The organism is Thalassotalea montiporae (assembly GCF_053485855.1).
On record NZ_JBQRUO010000005.1, the window covers coordinates 194,266 to 210,831 of the forward strand.

General features: G+C 43.6%; 12 protein-coding genes. 4 read left to right on the forward strand and 8 right to left on the reverse strand.

Features of this window, described 5'->3' with window-relative positions; translation table 11 throughout:
- Positions 1 to 9 precede the first annotated feature (9 nt).
- The 8 genes from nlpI to rimP all read right to left on the reverse strand — a co-directional run bounded on the left by nlpI (position 10) and on the right by rimP (position 10,307).
- The gene (gene nlpI, locus ACSLUR_RS15105; protein ID WP_448555909.1) at positions 10 to 885 is read right to left on the reverse strand and encodes a protease adaptor lipoprotein NlpI; all 876 of its coding nucleotides are present in this window, start codon (positions 883 to 885) and stop codon (positions 10 to 12) included.
- 302 nt (positions 886 to 1,187) lie between these two features.
- Positions 1,188 to 3,317 (reverse strand): polyribonucleotide nucleotidyltransferase, encoded by a 2,130-nt coding sequence (gene pnp, locus ACSLUR_RS15110; protein WP_448555911.1) that lies wholly within the window; start codon positions 3,315 to 3,317, stop codon positions 1,188 to 1,190.
- 332 nt (positions 3,318 to 3,649) lie between these two features.
- Complete coding sequence (gene rpsO / locus ACSLUR_RS15115) at positions 3,650 to 3,919, reverse strand: 30S ribosomal protein S15 (protein ID WP_116000636.1); 270 nt, start codon at positions 3,917 to 3,919, stop codon at positions 3,650 to 3,652.
- Between the two features lie 202 nt (positions 3,920 to 4,121).
- The gene (gene truB, locus ACSLUR_RS15120) at positions 4,122 to 5,063 is read right to left on the reverse strand and encodes a tRNA pseudouridine(55) synthase TruB (protein WP_448555914.1); all 942 of its coding nucleotides are present in this window, start codon (positions 5,061 to 5,063) and stop codon (positions 4,122 to 4,124) included.
- A gap of 3 nt (positions 5,064 to 5,066) precedes the next feature.
- Positions 5,067 to 5,483 (reverse strand): 30S ribosome-binding factor RbfA, encoded by a 417-nt coding sequence (rbfA, locus tag ACSLUR_RS15125; protein ID WP_448555916.1) that lies wholly within the window; start codon positions 5,481 to 5,483, stop codon positions 5,067 to 5,069.
- A gap of 161 nt (positions 5,484 to 5,644) precedes the next feature.
- On the reverse strand, positions 5,645 to 8,305 hold the full coding sequence (gene infB / locus ACSLUR_RS15130) for a translation initiation factor IF-2 (RefSeq protein WP_448555918.1): 2,661 nt from the start codon (positions 8,303 to 8,305) through the stop codon (positions 5,645 to 5,647).
- 21 nt (positions 8,306 to 8,326) lie between these two features.
- A complete protein-coding gene (gene nusA, locus ACSLUR_RS15135; protein WP_116000640.1) occupies positions 8,327 to 9,823 on the reverse strand; it encodes a transcription termination factor NusA in 1,497 nt (498 codons plus the stop codon).
- Between the two features lie 28 nt (positions 9,824 to 9,851).
- Complete coding sequence (gene rimP / locus ACSLUR_RS15140) at positions 9,852 to 10,307, reverse strand: ribosome maturation factor RimP (RefSeq protein ID WP_116002404.1); 456 nt, start codon at positions 10,305 to 10,307, stop codon at positions 9,852 to 9,854.
- A gap of 461 nt (positions 10,308 to 10,768) precedes the next feature.
- Between rimP and ACSLUR_RS15145 the strand changes: the two genes are divergently transcribed.
- The 4 genes from ACSLUR_RS15145 to rsxC all read left to right on the forward strand — a co-directional run bounded on the left by ACSLUR_RS15145 (position 10,769) and on the right by rsxC (position 16,563).
- Positions 10,769 to 12,643 carry an EAL domain-containing protein gene (locus tag ACSLUR_RS15145; RefSeq protein ID WP_448555921.1) on the forward strand — a complete coding sequence of 625 codons (1,875 nt, stop codon included), beginning with the start codon at positions 10,769 to 10,771 and terminating at the stop codon, positions 12,641 to 12,643.
- Between the two features lie 149 nt (positions 12,644 to 12,792).
- Positions 12,793 to 13,374, forward strand: coding sequence for an electron transport complex subunit RsxA (rsxA, locus tag ACSLUR_RS15150; protein WP_116000642.1), 582 nt, complete (start codon positions 12,793 to 12,795; stop codon positions 13,372 to 13,374).
- Positions 13,374 to 13,931 (forward strand): electron transport complex subunit RsxB, encoded by a 558-nt coding sequence (gene rsxB / locus ACSLUR_RS15155; protein ID WP_116000643.1) that lies wholly within the window; start codon positions 13,374 to 13,376, stop codon positions 13,929 to 13,931. Before rsxA ends, rsxB begins: the two co-directional genes overlap by 1 nt.
- Before the next feature lie 19 nt (positions 13,932 to 13,950).
- Entirely contained in the window at positions 13,951 to 16,563 is a 2,613-nt protein-coding gene (gene rsxC / locus ACSLUR_RS15160; RefSeq protein WP_448555923.1) for an electron transport complex subunit RsxC, read from the forward strand.
- Positions 16,564 to 16,566: the final 3 nt, after the last annotated feature.

Here is a 16,566-nt window from a genome sequence, read left to right on the forward strand (position 1 = left end):
ATTTAACGGCTAAAACTGCTCGCCTTGTCTAACAAGATCAAGCTCTAGTTTGGCATACCTGTGCTCAACAAACTCATAGACATTGGTGCTTAATGCCAACTTAAAAAAGTTTAAAGCAACTTGGCCTTGACCGTTAAATTGTGCATGTTTGCCAAGGTAAAAGTACGCTTCACACAACCTATCGGTTAGTGCTTTATTTGAAGATACATTCTGCGTTAGTTGCCCAATAAACTGACGCTGTGAAAGTTCACCTAAATAAAGCTGAATAATTTGTTTGGCCCAAACTTGATCGCCAACTCGCTGGGCGCGTTCGCGTAAATTAGTCTCGGCTTGTTCTGGTGAATATGCGCGCTCGGCTATGTATAACCATAAAATGCGATAAGGATCGTTTGTTTGTTTGCTCAAAAATACTTGCAAATCATCTGCTGCGAGCTCTGCACGGCCTCCGTAATATAGCGCAATACCCCGGTTTAAGAATGCGTATTCATGCTCCGGTGCTAAATCAATGGCGGAATCAAATTGATCATAGGCTTGGTTAAATTCCTGCATTTGGGTGAAATGAATACCAAGGAAGTTGTAGGCATCAACCAGATCTGGTTTGAGTCGCAAAGCGCGATTAAAGTCTAGGCGAGCCAGATTTCTCAAGCCAACACTGTCGTATATTACACCGCGGTCGTAATAAAGCTGAGCGCGTTCAGCATCACTGATTTCTGCACGTTGAATCACTTCACTTAAGCGTGCAAGTGCAATCTCGCTTTTGAAATTAACTGGTAAAGGCTCTGCAATAACAAGGTTATTAACGGCTGATGTTGATTGCGAAGTAGAAGCACAGCCCTGAATAAACAGAAAGCTGGTGGTTAACGCAAGAATAGCTAATTTTTTCACTCAGAAAGATACCTACTGTTAACTTATCACTAACCTAGATTGCAAAATCTTGTTTATTCACGTCATACCAGAGAAAACTAAACAGCTGCTATTAATACGCAAATGACCCATCAAGTTAGCGAGCTACATGACATTTATACGGTAAAGAATCTAGATTTTTTGAAAGAGTAATTAATAACTTTTTGAGTATATAAAAAAGGGAGCTTGATAGCTCCCTTTTTCTTAGCCAAATTAGCTAGCCAACTTATTGGTTTGCTAATGTTTAGCCTTTAGCTTTTTACTTTTAGTAATGAAGGTGAAGATTAAGCTTCTTCGCTTGGCGCGTCAGTTGCTTCTTCAGCAGCAGGCTTAGCTGCAGCTTCTTTCATGCTTAAACGCACGCGACCTTGACGGTCAACTTCAAGTACTTTAACTGTCACTTCTTGGCCTTCAGTTAACACGTCAGCTACTGCATTTACGCGCTCTTCTGAAATTTGAGAGATGTGAACTAAGCCGTCTTTACCAGGTAAAACGTTAACGAATGCACCGAAGTCTACGATACGAACAACCTTACCTGTGTAGATTTCACCTACTTCGATTTCAGCTGTTAGCGCTTTAATGCGGCTAATTGCATCTTCTGCTTGGCCAGCATCAGTCGCTGCAATCTTGACCGTACCATCATCTTCGATTTCAATTGTAGTGCCAGTCTCTTCAGTAAGTTGACGAATTGTTGCGCCACCTTTACCGATAACTTCACGGATCTTGTCTGCACTGATTTTCATCGTGTGAATACGTGGTGCGAAATCAGAGATATCATCACGTGCTGAATCAATCGCTTGGTCCATTACGCTTAAGATATGAATACGTGCTGCTTTTGCTTGGTTAAGCGCAGTTTGCATAATATCTTGAGTGATACCTTCGATCTTGATATCCATTTGCAGTGCAGTGATACCTTCAGAAGTACCTGCTACTTTAAAGTCCATATCACCTAAGTGATCTTCATCACCAAGAATGTCAGAAAGTACAACATGGTTGTCACCTTCTTTCACAAGACCCATTGCGATACCAGCAACAGAAGCCTTAATTGGCACACCAGCGTCCATCAGTGCTAATGAAGTACCACATACAGAAGCCATTGATGAAGAACCATTTGATTCAGTGATTTCTGATACCACGCGAACTGCGTACGGGAATTCTTCAACCGTTGGCATTACCGCTAACACACCGCGCTTGGCTAGTCGACCATGACCGATTTCACGACGCTTAGGAGAACCGATAAAACCAGTTTCACCTACTGAATACGGAGGGAAGTTGTAGTGCAACATGAAGTTGTCAGTTTTCTCACCAAGAATGGTTTCCACTTTCTGTGCATCACGTTGTGTGCCTAATGTTGCAGTAACCAGTGCTTGAGTTTCACCACGTGTGAATACGGCACTACCGTGAGTACGTGGTAATACGCCAGTCATTACATCTAGTGCACGGATCATTTCTGGATCACGACCATCAATACGTGGGTGACCTTGCGTGATACGACCACGAACAACATTTTTCTCTAAGTCGTGGAATAAATCTTTCGCTTCTTGAACGTTAAGCGCTTCATCTTCAGCAAGTAGCTTTTCAACTACTTCGTTGCGAATTTCAGCAACACGCTCGTAACGCTTAGCTTTTTCAGTAATTTGGTAAGCTTCGTTTACTTGGGCAGACGCTAGCTCGTCGATTTTTGCGATAAGCTCTGCATTTTTCACTGGTGCTTCCCAGTTCCAAGATGGCGTATTTACTTCGGCAGCAAACTCTTTGATTGCTTCAATAGCTTTTTGTGATTGTTCGTGACCGTATACAACCGCGCCTAACATCACCTCTTCAGAAAGAATTTCAGCTTCTGATTCAACCATTAATACAGCAGAATCGGTACCGGCTACCACTAAGTCTAATTGGCTTTCTGCCAACTCAGACTGAAGTGGGTTTAGTAGGTACTGGCCATCTTTATAACCAACACGCGCAGCACCTACAGGACCATTAAAAGGTGTACCTGTAATCGCTAACGCTGCAGATGTACCTAATAATGAAATAATGTCAGGTGAAATTTCTGGGTTAGCAGAAACAACAGTAATAATTACCTGTACTTCGTTCGTGAAGCCTTCCGGGAATAACGGACGAATTGGACGGTCAATCAAACGTGCAATCAATGTTTCTTCTTCAGAAGGACGACCTTCACGCTTGAAGAAACCACCAGGGATTTTACCCGCAGCGTAAGTTTTTTCTTGATAATTTACCGTCAAAGGGAAGAAGTCTTGACCTTCTACTGCCTCTTTTTTAGCAACAACAGATACTAATACTGACGTATCATCCATTGAAGCCATTACTGCTGCTGTTGCTTGACGAGCAATAACACCCGTTTCTAATGTTACGGTATGTTGACCGTACTCAAATGTTTTAGTTACCGGAGTAAACATTTACAGATTCCTTAGTTAAAGACACCAACTTACCTATTTAAGTCAGCTCTGTTTTCTTTCGTTTAATTTGCCCGCTAATTATAGCGATAACAATCGCTATTACTAGCGCTTAAATCAATTAAAACCAGATTGTCACATTTACATCATCAATAGCGTTTATTAAAGAGAATTTAGGCGCTATTTTACGTTAGTAGAGCAGTCAAAAAGTGGGTGTTTGGGAATGTTGAATGGTGGCAGAGGTTCGGTGAAAAAATCACAAAGATCAAAAAAGGCGCCGAAGCGCCTTTCTTTTAACAAACTCAAACGAGCTTGATGGGCAAATAAGCCGTCGATTAACGACGTAAACCTAATTTACCGATTAGCGCAGTGTAACGCTCAACATCTTTACGCTTTAAGTAGTCTAAAAGCTTACGACGTTGGCTAACCATGCGTAATAAACCACGACGAGAGTGGTGATCATGGATGTGCGCTTTGAAGTGACCTTGTAGGTGGTTGATTTGTGTTGTTAACAAAGCAACTTGTACTTCTGGAGAACCAGTGTCACCTTCTTTAACTGCGTATTCAGCAACGATAGCTGCTTTTTGCTCAGTTGATAAAGACATAATAAATACCTTATATAGTTTAGTGTTAAAAATCGCGTCAAGCCGAACACTAAATCAGCAAGACGTTCAAAAGAGCGCGTATTCTAGCACCCTCGCCTATTTTTGCAACCAAGCTTTTAACTGCCATAGCGAAACCTGCACAGATAAATCGCCTTAGCTAAACCGGAATAGATAAATCGCTTCGCAACAAAAGTTATCTAGCTTATTCTTCTGCCGCTGGCACAATTATGCGTTTCGGTGCGACTAAGCCATCATCATTAATCTGACCAACACCCAAGAATTCACCTTGCTCGGTAAAGACTTGTACCAAGCCATCTAGCGGCGCACCTGATGCTTGTACAGGGTTACCGTGGCGAAGGTAAACCACAGAGGCGTCGTCTACTTCCACTTTAGGCATACCTTCAAGTGCAGTTTCCATTGGCAACAACAACTCATCTAGATAAGTAGATGGCGCAACCCCTTCGGTTTTCGCTTGCTGAAGCTTTTCTTCTAACTGCTCAATGGTCACCATTTTATCGCGTGGGTAGCTGCCGACACTGACGCGACGCAACATAGACACATGCGCGCCACAGCCAAGTAATTCACCTAAGTCGTCAACGATGGTGCGAATATAAGTGCCTTTTGATACATGCAGCTCCATATCAATTTCATCGCCATCAATGCGCAGCACTTCTAAACGAAACACTTCAATATCACGTGCTTCACGCGGTACTTCAATACCTTCACGGGCATACTTATATAGCGGTTGGCCTTGATATTTCAATGCCGAGTACATAGATGGAATTTGCTTTGATTTACCGCGAAACTTGTCAACCGCAATCAAAATACCCGCATCAGTCACATCAACTGGTTTAGTACTCACCACTTCGCCATCCGCATCACTGGTGGTGGTGCGCACGCCAAGCTTAGCTGTAACGATATAGGTTTTGTCAGTGTCTAATAAAAACTGAGAAAACTTAGTGCCTTCCCCCAAACAAATAGGCAACATGCCTGTTGCTAGTGGATCAAGCGCACCGGTATGACCTGCTTTTTGTGCGAAGTAAATCCCTCTAACTTGTTGCAACGCCTTGTTTGACGAGATCTCCAATGGCTTGTCTAACAGTACAATGCCGTTAACTGCACGACCTTTTCTGCGTTTCGCCATGGGTTATGCTTCCCCACCTTCGTCTGAGTTTTGCTCGTTAGTAGCGTCTTCACCAGCGCGACGCAGATCTTCAGCAACTGCTTGGTTTACCAAGTTAGTCATACGCACACCTTCCACAAGTGATGCATCATATTCAAAACGAAGCTCTGGCATAATGCGCGCTTTAATACGCTTGGCAAGCAAGGTGCGAATAAAGCTGGCCGCTTCATTTAAAATTTTGACCGATACTTCTTCGTCTTGCCCTTCAAGGGTGAAGAAAGTGACAAACACTTTGGCGTAGGCTAAATCGCGCGTTACTTCAACGGCATTCACTGTCACCATACCTAAACGTGGATCTTTGACTTCACGCTGGATAATGGTGGCTACTTCTTTTTGAATTTGTTGAGCAACGCGATCGGTACGAGAAAAATCTCTGCTCATAAAAACTCCTAGTCTACTCTCAACTCTCTATTCTCAAGTGTCTATTCACAATTCTGTTGCTTAAACGGCTGTTATAGAAACTGCTATAAAAACAGAATAGCTGAGATAAAAAACGGGGGCAAAGCCCCCATTTAACAATATGATTTAACTAAGTGACGCTATTATAGCGTACGCTTAACTTCTACGGTTTCAAATACTTCGATTTGGTCACCGACTTTAACGTCATTGTAGTTCTTAACGCCGATACCACACTCAGTACCGTTACGAACTTCTTGTACGTCGTCTTTAAAGCGGCGTAGTGACTCAAGTTCACCTTCGTAGATAACCACGTTTTCACGTAGTACACGAATTGGCGCGCTACGCTTAATGATACCTTCAGTTACCATACAACCAGCGATTGCACCCAACTTCGGTGACTTGAACACGTCACGTACTTCAGCTAGACCAATGATTTCTTGCTTGAATTCTGGCGCAAGTAAACCACTCATCGCTTGTTTCACTTCGTCAATTAAGTCGTAGATAACGCTGTAGTAACGTAAATCAACGCCTTCCGCTTCAATCACTTTACGCGCAGATGCATCGGCACGAACGTTGAAACCAACCACGATAGCATTTGATGCTGCAGCAAGTGATGCGTCAGTTTCTGTGATACCACCCACACCAGAGCCGATGATTTTCACTTTAACTTCGTCAGTTGATAACTTCACAAGCGCATCAGAAATCGCTTCAAGTGAGCCTTGAACGTCAGACTTAAGTACCACGTTAACTTCAGAAACATCGCCTTCTGCCATGTCTGAGAACATGTTCTCAAGTTTAGCTTTTTGCTGACGAGCAAGTTTCACGTCACGGAATTTACCTTGGCGATAAAGTGCCACTTCACGTGCTTTCTTCTCGTCTTTAACAACCGTTGCTTCGTCACCTGATTGCGGAACGCCAGAAAGACCTAAAATCTCTACAGGAATTGAAGGACCAGCTGATTTAATTTGACGACCTAATTCATCGCGCATTGCACGAACACGACCATACTCTAAACCACAAAGTACGATATCACCTTGCTTCAAGGTACCTTCTTGAACAAGTACAGTAGCTACTGGGCCACGGCCTTTATCAAGCTTAGACTCAACAACAACACCGCTAGCCATCTTATCAACAACAGCCGTAAGCTCTAATACTTCAGCTTGAAGCAATACAGCATCTAATAGCTCGTCGATACCAAGGCCAGTTTTCGCAGAAACATGAACGAACTGCACATCACCACCCCAATCTTCTGGGATAATGTCGTGTTGAGAAAGCTCAGTTTTAACGCGATCTGGATCAGCAGTTTCTTTATCCATTTTGTTAACAGCGATAACAATTGGCGCTTCCGCTGCTTTGGCATGCTGAATAGCTTCAATTGTTTGTGGCATTACACCATCATCGGCAGCAACAACAATGATTACGATATCAGTAGCTTTCGCACCACGAGAACGCATTGCGGTAAACGCGGCGTGACCCGGCGTATCTAGGAAAGTGACCATGCCGTGATCAGTATCTACGTGGTAAGCACCAATGTGCTGAGTAATACCACCCGCTTCGCCCGCTGCAACTTTTGCTTCACGAATGTAATCAAGTAATGATGTTTTACCGTGGTCAACGTGACCCATGATAGTTACAACTGGCGCGCGATTTTCAGCTTCACCAGCATCACCACGATCTGACAATACTGCTTCTTCTAATGCATTCTCTTTAACCAGTACAACATTGCGACCCATTTCTTCAGCCACAAGTGCAGCTGTTTCTTGGTCAATCACTTGGTTAATGGTTGCCATCGCGCCCATTTTGAACATGACTTTAACAACTTCTGCACCTTTTACCGACATTTTGTTGGCTAGGTCGGCGACTGAAATCGTTTCACCGATGCGTACATCTTGCATTTTTGTTTCAGCTGGCTTTTGGAAACCGTGTTTCAAGCTTTGCGGTGCAGATAGGGTTTTCTTCTTACCTTTGCCTGCTCTTACTGGCTTGTCTTGTGGCTTCTTCTTCTTGCGACGACGGCCGCCTTCTTCTTCAGCGTCAACTTTATCTTCTGCTTCTTGCGCGTATACTGAAGATGTTACGTGAACCACGTCGTTTTCGTGTTTCTTGCGCTCTTCTTCTTCAGCTTTCCAGCGTGCTTCATTTTCTTCAGCAAGTTTACGTGCCGCTTCTGCCGCCGCTTTCGCTTCTTCTTCCGCTTTGGCTTTTGCTTCTGCTTCTTGTTGCTTACGAATACGCTCGGCTTCATCAGCTTCTGCTTGTTGCTCAGGCGTTAAAGCTTTTGCCGCTTCAATTTCTTGTGCTTTCGCTTGTGCCGCTTCTTTTGCTTTAGCGTCCGCTTCCGCTTTCGCCTTAGCTTTCTCTTCTGCTTCTACTTTAGCTTTCGCTTCAGCATCTGCCTTAGCTTTTGCTTCAGCCTCAGCAGCTGCTTTAGCTTCCGCTTCTGCTTGTGCCTTTGCTTCTTCAGCAGCTTTAGCTTCCGCTTCAGCTTGTTGCTGTTCTTCTAAGTCACTGCGCTTCACGTAAGTGCGTGTTTTACGCACTTCTACTTGCACTTGTTTAGCTTTTGAGCCACTACCCACAGAAAGTGTTGTTTTCTTTTTGCGGCTAAGCGTCATTTTGCTTGGCTGAGCGTCGCTGTCGTCACCGTGTTGCTTGCGCAGGTGAGTCAATAACGCTTCTTTTTCTTGCTCGGTTACTGTGTCGTTTGACGTTTTGGTAACACCTGTTTCAGCAAATTGACTGATTAGTGTATCAACCGGCGTACCGACTTCACTGGCGAGTTCGGATATGGTTACTTCTGCCATTTAAATAATTCCCCCGGCGTTCTATTCTTCGTTAAACCAACAGATGTTGCGAGCAGCCATGATTAGCTCACCTGCTTTGGTTTCATCAAGTTCTTCAATTTCAACTAAATCATCAACACCTTGCTCTGCAAGATCTTCAAGTGTTGCTACACCCTTGCTTGCAAGTACAAATGCTAAGTGACGATCTAAACCTTCAAGTGCCAATAAGTCTTCTGCTGGCTCAGCACCTTCTAATGATTCTTCGCTTGCTAGTGCTTGAGTGGTTAATGCACCTTTGGCACGCTCACGTAATTCGTTAACGATATCTTCGTCCATACCATCAATTTCCAATAGCTCATTGACAGGTACGTAGGCAATTTCTTCTAACGATGTGAAACCTTCATCCACTAATACACCAGCGAACTCATCGTCGATATCTAGTTTTTCAGTGAATAGGTTTAATACTTTGTCATTTTCCGCTTGGTGCTTAGCGTTCATGTCGTCAACTGTCATCACGTTTAGTTCCCAACCTGTTAGTTGGCTTGCTAAACGAATGTTTTGACCGTTACGACCAATTGCCATTGCAAGGTTACCCTCTTCAACAGCGATATCCATAGTACCTTTGTCTTCATCAACGATAATTGATGCAACTTCTGCTGGCGCCATGGCATTGATAACAAATTGTGCTGGGTTGTCGTCGAATAACACGATATCAACACGCTCACCACCAAGTTCACCAGATACCGCTTGGACACGAGAACCACGCATACCAACACAAGCACCTACTGGGTCAATACGCTTGTCATTGCTTTTTACTGCAATTTTAGCGCGTGAGCCTGGATCGCGTGCTGCACCTTTGATTTCCAACATTTCTTCGCCAATTTCTGGCACTTCAACGCGGAATAATTCAATCAGCATTTCTGGCTTAGTGCGGCTTACGAATAATTGTGCACCGCGAGCTTCAGGTTTGATTGCGTATAACAAACCACGAACACGGTCACCTGGACGGAAGACTTCACGTGGTAACATATCATCACGGTAAACAATCGCTTCAGCATTGTTACCCAAGTCTAGAATAACGCTATCGCGGTTTGCTTTTTTAACAACACCAGTAATTAGCTCACCTACTTGCTCTTGGTATGCATCAACAATTAACGCGCGCTCTGCTTCACGTACTTTTTGTACGATGACTTGCTTAGCGGTTTGTGTCGTAATACGGTCAAACTTTACTGATTCAATCTGCTCTTCAACGTAGTCGCCAACATTCAATTCTGGGTTTTCAAATTGAGCAGCAGCTAAGCTGATTTCAGCAAATGGGTTTTCCATTTCTTGTTCAGCATCATTGATAATTAACCAACGACGGAAGGTGTCAAAATCACCAGTTTTGCGATCGATGCAAACACGTACTTCAATATCGCCTTCGTATTTTTTCTTAGTAGCAGTTTCTAGCGCAGTTTCCATCGCCTGGAAAATGCTCTCGCGAGGTACCGCTTTTTCGTTCGATACGGCATCTACGACCAGTAAAACTTCCTTACTCATGTTCTTTAGCCTTCTACTTACTCAATAATTAAAACTGTGGGACTAGGTTCGCTTTATCAACACTGCTAAATGGCAGTTCAAAAGCTTCGCCGTCAACAACAACAACAAGTGTCTCGGCTTCAACGGCTTCTAGTACCCCTTTAAACTTGCGACGACCATTTAACGGTAAGCCAAGTTTGACATCGACAGTTTCACCAACAACGGCTTCAAAGTGTGCCAAATCAAATAACGGTCGGTCTAAGCCTGGAGACGATACTTCTAGGTTGTACTCTGTGCTAATTGGATCTTCAACATCCAAAATTGCACTCACCTGACGACTAACCTCTGCGCAATCATCAACGTTAATACCGTTTTCATGATCAATAAATAATCGTAAAATTGAGTGCTTACCCGCACTAATAAATTCAACACCTAAAAGCTCTTTACCAAGCTGCTCTACAGCTGGGCGTAGCATGTCTGTTAGCTTATGCTCGAATTTTGCCAATCCTAAATCTCCAGATATAAAAAAAGGGCATAAAGCCCAGCGAAATAAAGCTGTTGTTTGCCGGCGACCGAATAGTAACAACGCAACAAACAAAAAAGGCCCGACAAAAGGGGCCTTAATTTCACTGAGCCCATTGTATTCAATGATGCACCAGCTTTGTAATAAAGCAGCATCAATGAAAAGCTTCATGATCAAAGTAAACGCAGACGTAAACTTCTCAGTGCAATCATGTCGCTCAATTAGATGGGCGGAATTATATAGTTAGCCCACTATATAAGCAAGTTAAAATCGGGAAAAGAGATGTTTTATTTGTTTGTCTTAAACAACGGGGAATTGTCGGGTTTTTTAACACTTATAACTAAATAACATGATTATTTACAACAAGTTAGTTTTATATCGATATTCATGTTATAAAATAAGGGTAAAGAGCGTCAATTCTCAACAGGATCCATAGCAAAGTCATGTACACATTTTCTCAATTATTAGCGAGAAATATATTGTTGGGCGTTGTATTTGTTATCGTAAGTACAGCACTCTCAGTGTTTTTTTTGGCCGAGTACACAATGCAAAAGCACGAGCAGCACCAAGCTGCAATTAGTGCTTTCGCCCAGCAATTGGGCAAAAGTAAAGAGCTAGCGAATGTACTTAGAAAAAGTGAAGACTACAGCCAATTAACTATCAACAGCTACGACGGCGAAAAAATCTACAGTTACAGCAACCCAAGTCCTGGCTTTACCTTTCCGATGACCCAACCGCCGGCGCAAAAGGTTTCCTTAAGCACCGTCGACTTGATGATTAACTACCAATTAAATACGTCAAAAGACTCGTTATTTGTACTTAAAATACTATTCTCACTCACCGGTCTGATTATCTTATTGGTCGTTGTCGCCGCACAAATGAGTGTTCGCAAAAATGGTAAGTTCATGTCGGCGATTAGTCACCAAATTAAAAAAGATTTATCACTTATTTCCTCTAATGACACTGAAGTTTATGACGACTTAATTGAAATACCGGAACTAAAAACCGGCATAGCCGAAATTAAACAATTAATAGAAAAGCAAGTATCAACTTCATCGGTATTAGAGCAACACGCCTACACTGACCACTTAACTGGTTTGGATAACCGAAACCGATTTGTACAATATTATGAGTCGTTGCGAGAGCCAGAAAGCGCCACTAAGTTTGGGGTGCTAGTCATTAGTCGTTGTAGTGAATTGCAGACCGTTAACCAGATTCACGGTTACCATGAAGGTGATAATTATATTAAAAATGTCGCTAGCTTAATTCAAAGTGCAGTAACGGCTTATCGCTCCGGCCGACTGTTTAAGCTAAGCAGCTCAGACTTTGCTACCATTTTGCCAAACATTACGCTAAAAGAGGCGGAAAACTTTGCTAACGATTTAACTCAGCGCTTTAATGAATTCCAACAAAGTGCAGATCTTGACTCTGTTGCTTACACTGGCCTTGTTTATTTTGACCAAACTAAGCCGCTAGGTGAATTGCTTGCCCTAGTCGATACAGGCATCAGTATTGCCCAAACCCAACACATTAATGCTTGGTATATTCAGAAAGACTCTGAAGCACTTAAAAATACTGACTTCAATCAAGGCAATCAAAACTGGCGCCAAGAAATTGATAACGTGATAGACAACCAACGAATCAGTTTATTGGTTCAACCGATTCAGCCTACAACGCGCAACAGTAAAGTATATGGCGAAGTACTGGCTCGCTTCTTAAATTCAAATGATGAGATGCTACCAACCGCATCTTTTATCGCGATGGCCGAAAAGCTCGATAAGATAACTGCCGTAGATAAGTTAATCATTGAAACCGCGATTAATGAGATCATCTCTAAGAATATCGTCGACCAAAGCTTTGGTATTAACGTGAGTGCGCGCTCGATAAGTGATGAGCACTTCTTGATCTGGTTAGAGCGTAAACTATTGCGAGAAGCGAGTATCGCACCTCGTATTATTTTTGAAATCACAGAATTCGGTCTGCAACAAAACATTAAAACCAGTAAGCGTTTTATTGATTTGGTTCATCGTGCAGGTTCACGTGTCACAGTTGAGCGATTTGGTGTTGGTTTAACTTCATTTAAGTTCTTCCGTGACTTAAAGCCAGACTTTATCAAAATGGACAGCACCTATACCCGCGATATTGATGATGATAAAAACAACCAGTATTTTCTGCGCGTGATGGTCGACCTTGCCCACCGGCTCAGTATTACCGTACTTGCCGAAAGTGTTGAAAGCCAAGAAGAGAAACACACGTTGGAGCGCTTATTTATCGATGGTTGCCAAGGCTTTTATATCGGTAAACCCAAACCAATCTAAATTTCGTAATATCCCACTCATGTGGCAAAAAAGGGTTTTTCATTGAGCTTTTCAGAAGGAAAAAAGTGAAAAACCCTACCATCCATAAGTTGTTAATTTGACGATAAACACGGATAATATGGCGAATTTATCCGATAACTTTTTCCTATATGACTGATTACCTGCTGTTGCTGATCGGCACAGTATTAGTGAACAACTTCGTATTAGTTCAGTTTTTGGGCTTGTGTCCTTTTATGGGGGTTTCTTCAAAAACTGAAACTGCCATCGGCATGTCGTTTGCGACTACATTCGTAATGACCTTGGCCTCTATGCTGAGTTACCTCGTACACACTTATATTCTGGCACCACTAGGCTTAGAGTTCCTAGAAACCATGGCCTTTATTTTGGTGATAGCTGTTGTCGTGCAATTTACCGAAATGGTGGTGCATAAAACCAGTGCTAATTTGTACCGTTTATTAGGTATTTTCCTGCCATTGATCACCACTAACTGCGCAGTGTTAGGTGTTGCCCTGTTAAACATTAAAGAACAACACAACTTTTTATCATCGATTGTCTATGGTTTTGGAGCCGCAGCTGGTTTTTCACTGGTGTTAATTATGTTTTCTGCGATGCGCGAAAAACTCGCAGATGCAGATGTGCCAACGCCATTTAAAGGCTCTGCAATCGCAATGATAACCGCCGGACTCATGTCGTTAGCTTTTATGGGCTTTACTGGTTTGGTGAAATTTTAATGACAGCAATTATTGCAATATTAGTACTTGGCGTTATCGCTGCTGCCTTTGGCGCATTGCTTGGCTTCGCCTCAGTAAAGTTTAAAGTAGAAGGCGATCCCTTAGTTGAGCAACTAGACGCCTTGCTGCCTCAAACTCAGTGCGGACAGTGCGGTTACCCAGGCTGTAAGCCATACGCAGAAGCGGTTGCCAATGGCGAAGCGATTAACAAATGTGCGCCTGGCGGTGATGATACCATCAAAAAAATCGCTGACTTAATGGGCGTAGAGCCCGAGCCATTAGATGCCAGCCACGAGCAAGACAATACACCTAAAGTAGCTTTCATTATTGAAGAAGACTGTATTGGCTGTACTAAATGTATTCAAGCATGTCCGGTTGACGCTATTATCGGAGCGGCCAAGCAGATGCATACCATTATTAGTGACGAATGTACGGGTTGCGATCTCTGTGTTGCGCCATGTCCGGTTGATTGTATCGAAATGCGCCCTATCGCCCAAACCACACGCAACTGGCAATGGGATCTAAACGCTATCCCCGTCGTAGAATTAAAGTCATAGAGCTTGATTAGGTATTTCTGTGCAAAACATTATTAATCGAATCCAAAATAATCAGTTCTGGAAGTTTCACGGTGGTGTTCACCCACCCGAGCAAAAGTTTCTGACGGCCGATAAGCCGATCAAACCGTTGCAATTGCCAGAGCTGTTAATTATTCCCGTGCAGCAACACATCGGTGTACCTGGCGATATTCAAGTAAAAGTAGGCGATCACGTCCTTAAAGGTGAACCATTAACTTCACCAAGTTCACCTATGGCGGTGCCTATTCATGCGCCAACCAGCGGTACCATCGAAAAAATTGCCTTACATGTTATCGCCCACCCTTCGGGACTAAGCGAGCTTTGTATTTTCTTAAAGCCAGATAATCTCGAGAGCTGGCGAGAGCGTCATGTTTGTGAAGATTTCACCTCATTATCACGCACTGAAATTATCCAGAAAATTGCTAATGCTGGCATTAGCGGCATGGGCGGCGCAGGCTTCCCAACGCATATCAAAGTAGATAGCAAACCTAATATTGACTTTTTGATCGTCAACGCAGCCGAATGCGAACCCTACATTACAGCTGACGATTTATTGATGCGTGAACAAACGGCAACCATCGTCGATGGTATTAATATCTTAAAGCACTTGTTAATCCCACGTATGGTGCTTATCGGCATTGAAGATAACAAACCGCAAGCAATTGAAGCACTGCGTAATGCGACAGCAGAGCTTGATAACGTTAAAGTGTGTGTATTGCCAACCATCTACCCTACCGGCGGTGAAAAGCAATTAATCAAGGCGCTCACAGGTCAAGAGGTCGCCAGCGGTAGTTTACCTATTCACCAAGGCATCGTGATGCAAAACGTTGCCAGTTGTTTTGCCATTGCCGAAGCTGTGATTCACGATACACCATTAATCAAACGTGTTGTTACGGTTTCAGGCCAAGGGCTTGAGAAGCCACAAAACGTTTGGGCGGCTATTGGCACACCAGTAAAAGACTTAATTACCCAATGCCTGCCGGCAAAAGTGAACGGCTCACAACAAGCCGTTATTATGGGCGGGCCAATGATGGGCTTCACGCTACCTACCGATATGGTACCTGTGGTGAAAACATCTAACTGTGTGTTAGTGCCCGCCAGCCACGAACTTAACTTAAACAACAAAGAAGTTGAATGTATTCGTTGTGGCCAATGTGCGGAAGTTTGCCCCAGTAAACTGCTACCGCAAGAATTGCAATGGTCGGCGAAAGCCAAAGATCACAGCAAGCTCAAAGCACTCAATCTCTTTGACTGTATTGATTGTGGCGCATGTGCTTATGTTTGCCCAAGCCATATTCCGTTGGTGCATTACTACCGAATTGCAAAAGCAGAAATTCGCCAACAAGAGCTGCAAGACTTAAAAGCTGAAAAAGCAAAGTCTCGTTTTGAAGCGCGTAAAGCTCGATTAGAACGTGAGAAAAAAGCACGGGAAGAAAAACAGCGCAAAGCGTCGGAAGCAAGAAGAGCTGCGATGAATGCCGACTCTGGTGAAGGTGCGTCAGCAAAATCTGCTGTTGCCGCTGCGCTTGCCCGCGTAAAAGCGAAAAAAGCCCAATCAGAAGGTACACCCGAAGCTGCGACTAAGGCTGCAGCTACGCAAACCGCAAGCCCAGAGAAATCAAGAGCCGCTGCAGCCATTGCCAGAGCAAAAGCAAAAAAAGCAGCACAAGCCCAACAAGCTGGTGTCGCAGCAGAGACAAACCAGAGCAATGAAACATCGGCTGCAGCAAAAGATGATCGTGTTGCTGCGGCAATCGCTCGCGCTAAAGCAAAGAAACTTGCTAAAGCTGCTGAAAGTGGGGACTCACCTGCTAACCAGAAAAGCGCCGCTGAAAAACCTCAACAAGTCGAAAGTAAAAAGGATACTGACACTAACCCGTCAATATCGGCTGAGGCTTCGCATGAGCCGGAGAATAAGCAAGCCAAAGACGCTTCAAAGAATGCACGTGTAGCCGCAGCTATCGCCAAAGCAAAAGCGAAAAAGGCAAAAGCCGCACAAGAAAATACAAGCGAAGACGCTAAAGCAGACGCACAGCCGTCAGCTGCTTCAGACAGTGCTGATAGCGCCGATAACAAAAAAGCTAAAATTGCTGCCGCTATTGCTAAAGCCAAGGCTAAAAAACAAGCACAAGCAACAGAAGCCGAACCGGATTCGCCAGAGCTGTCACATAGTGACTCAAAGCGCGAGCCAGCAGTCAAACACGCTGACGCTAGTGAAGAAATCCCTGATAGTCAGGCGCAATCTCAAGATTCAGCGCCACAAGGTGCTTCTGATGATGCAGCCAATGCTAAAAAACGCAGAATCGCTAATGCTGTTGCCAAAGCCAAAGCGAAAAAGCTAGCTCAGCAAAAAACTGAAGCTAAATCAGAGGGCGAGGCAAAGAGTGAAGCTTCATTAGAAAGCGAAAGCACTGACAGCAAAAGCACTGACAGCAAAAGCATCGAAGAAAACTCAACCAGCATAGCTAAAACAGAAGAAGCCGTTATTCAGCCCGAACAACAAGCAGCACCTTTAGAGTCAACCAGCAGTGCTGCTGACGAGAAAAAAGCACGTATCGCCGCGGCCGTTGCCAAAGCCAAAGCAAAGAAGCAACAAAGAGAAGAGTCAAAATAAGCC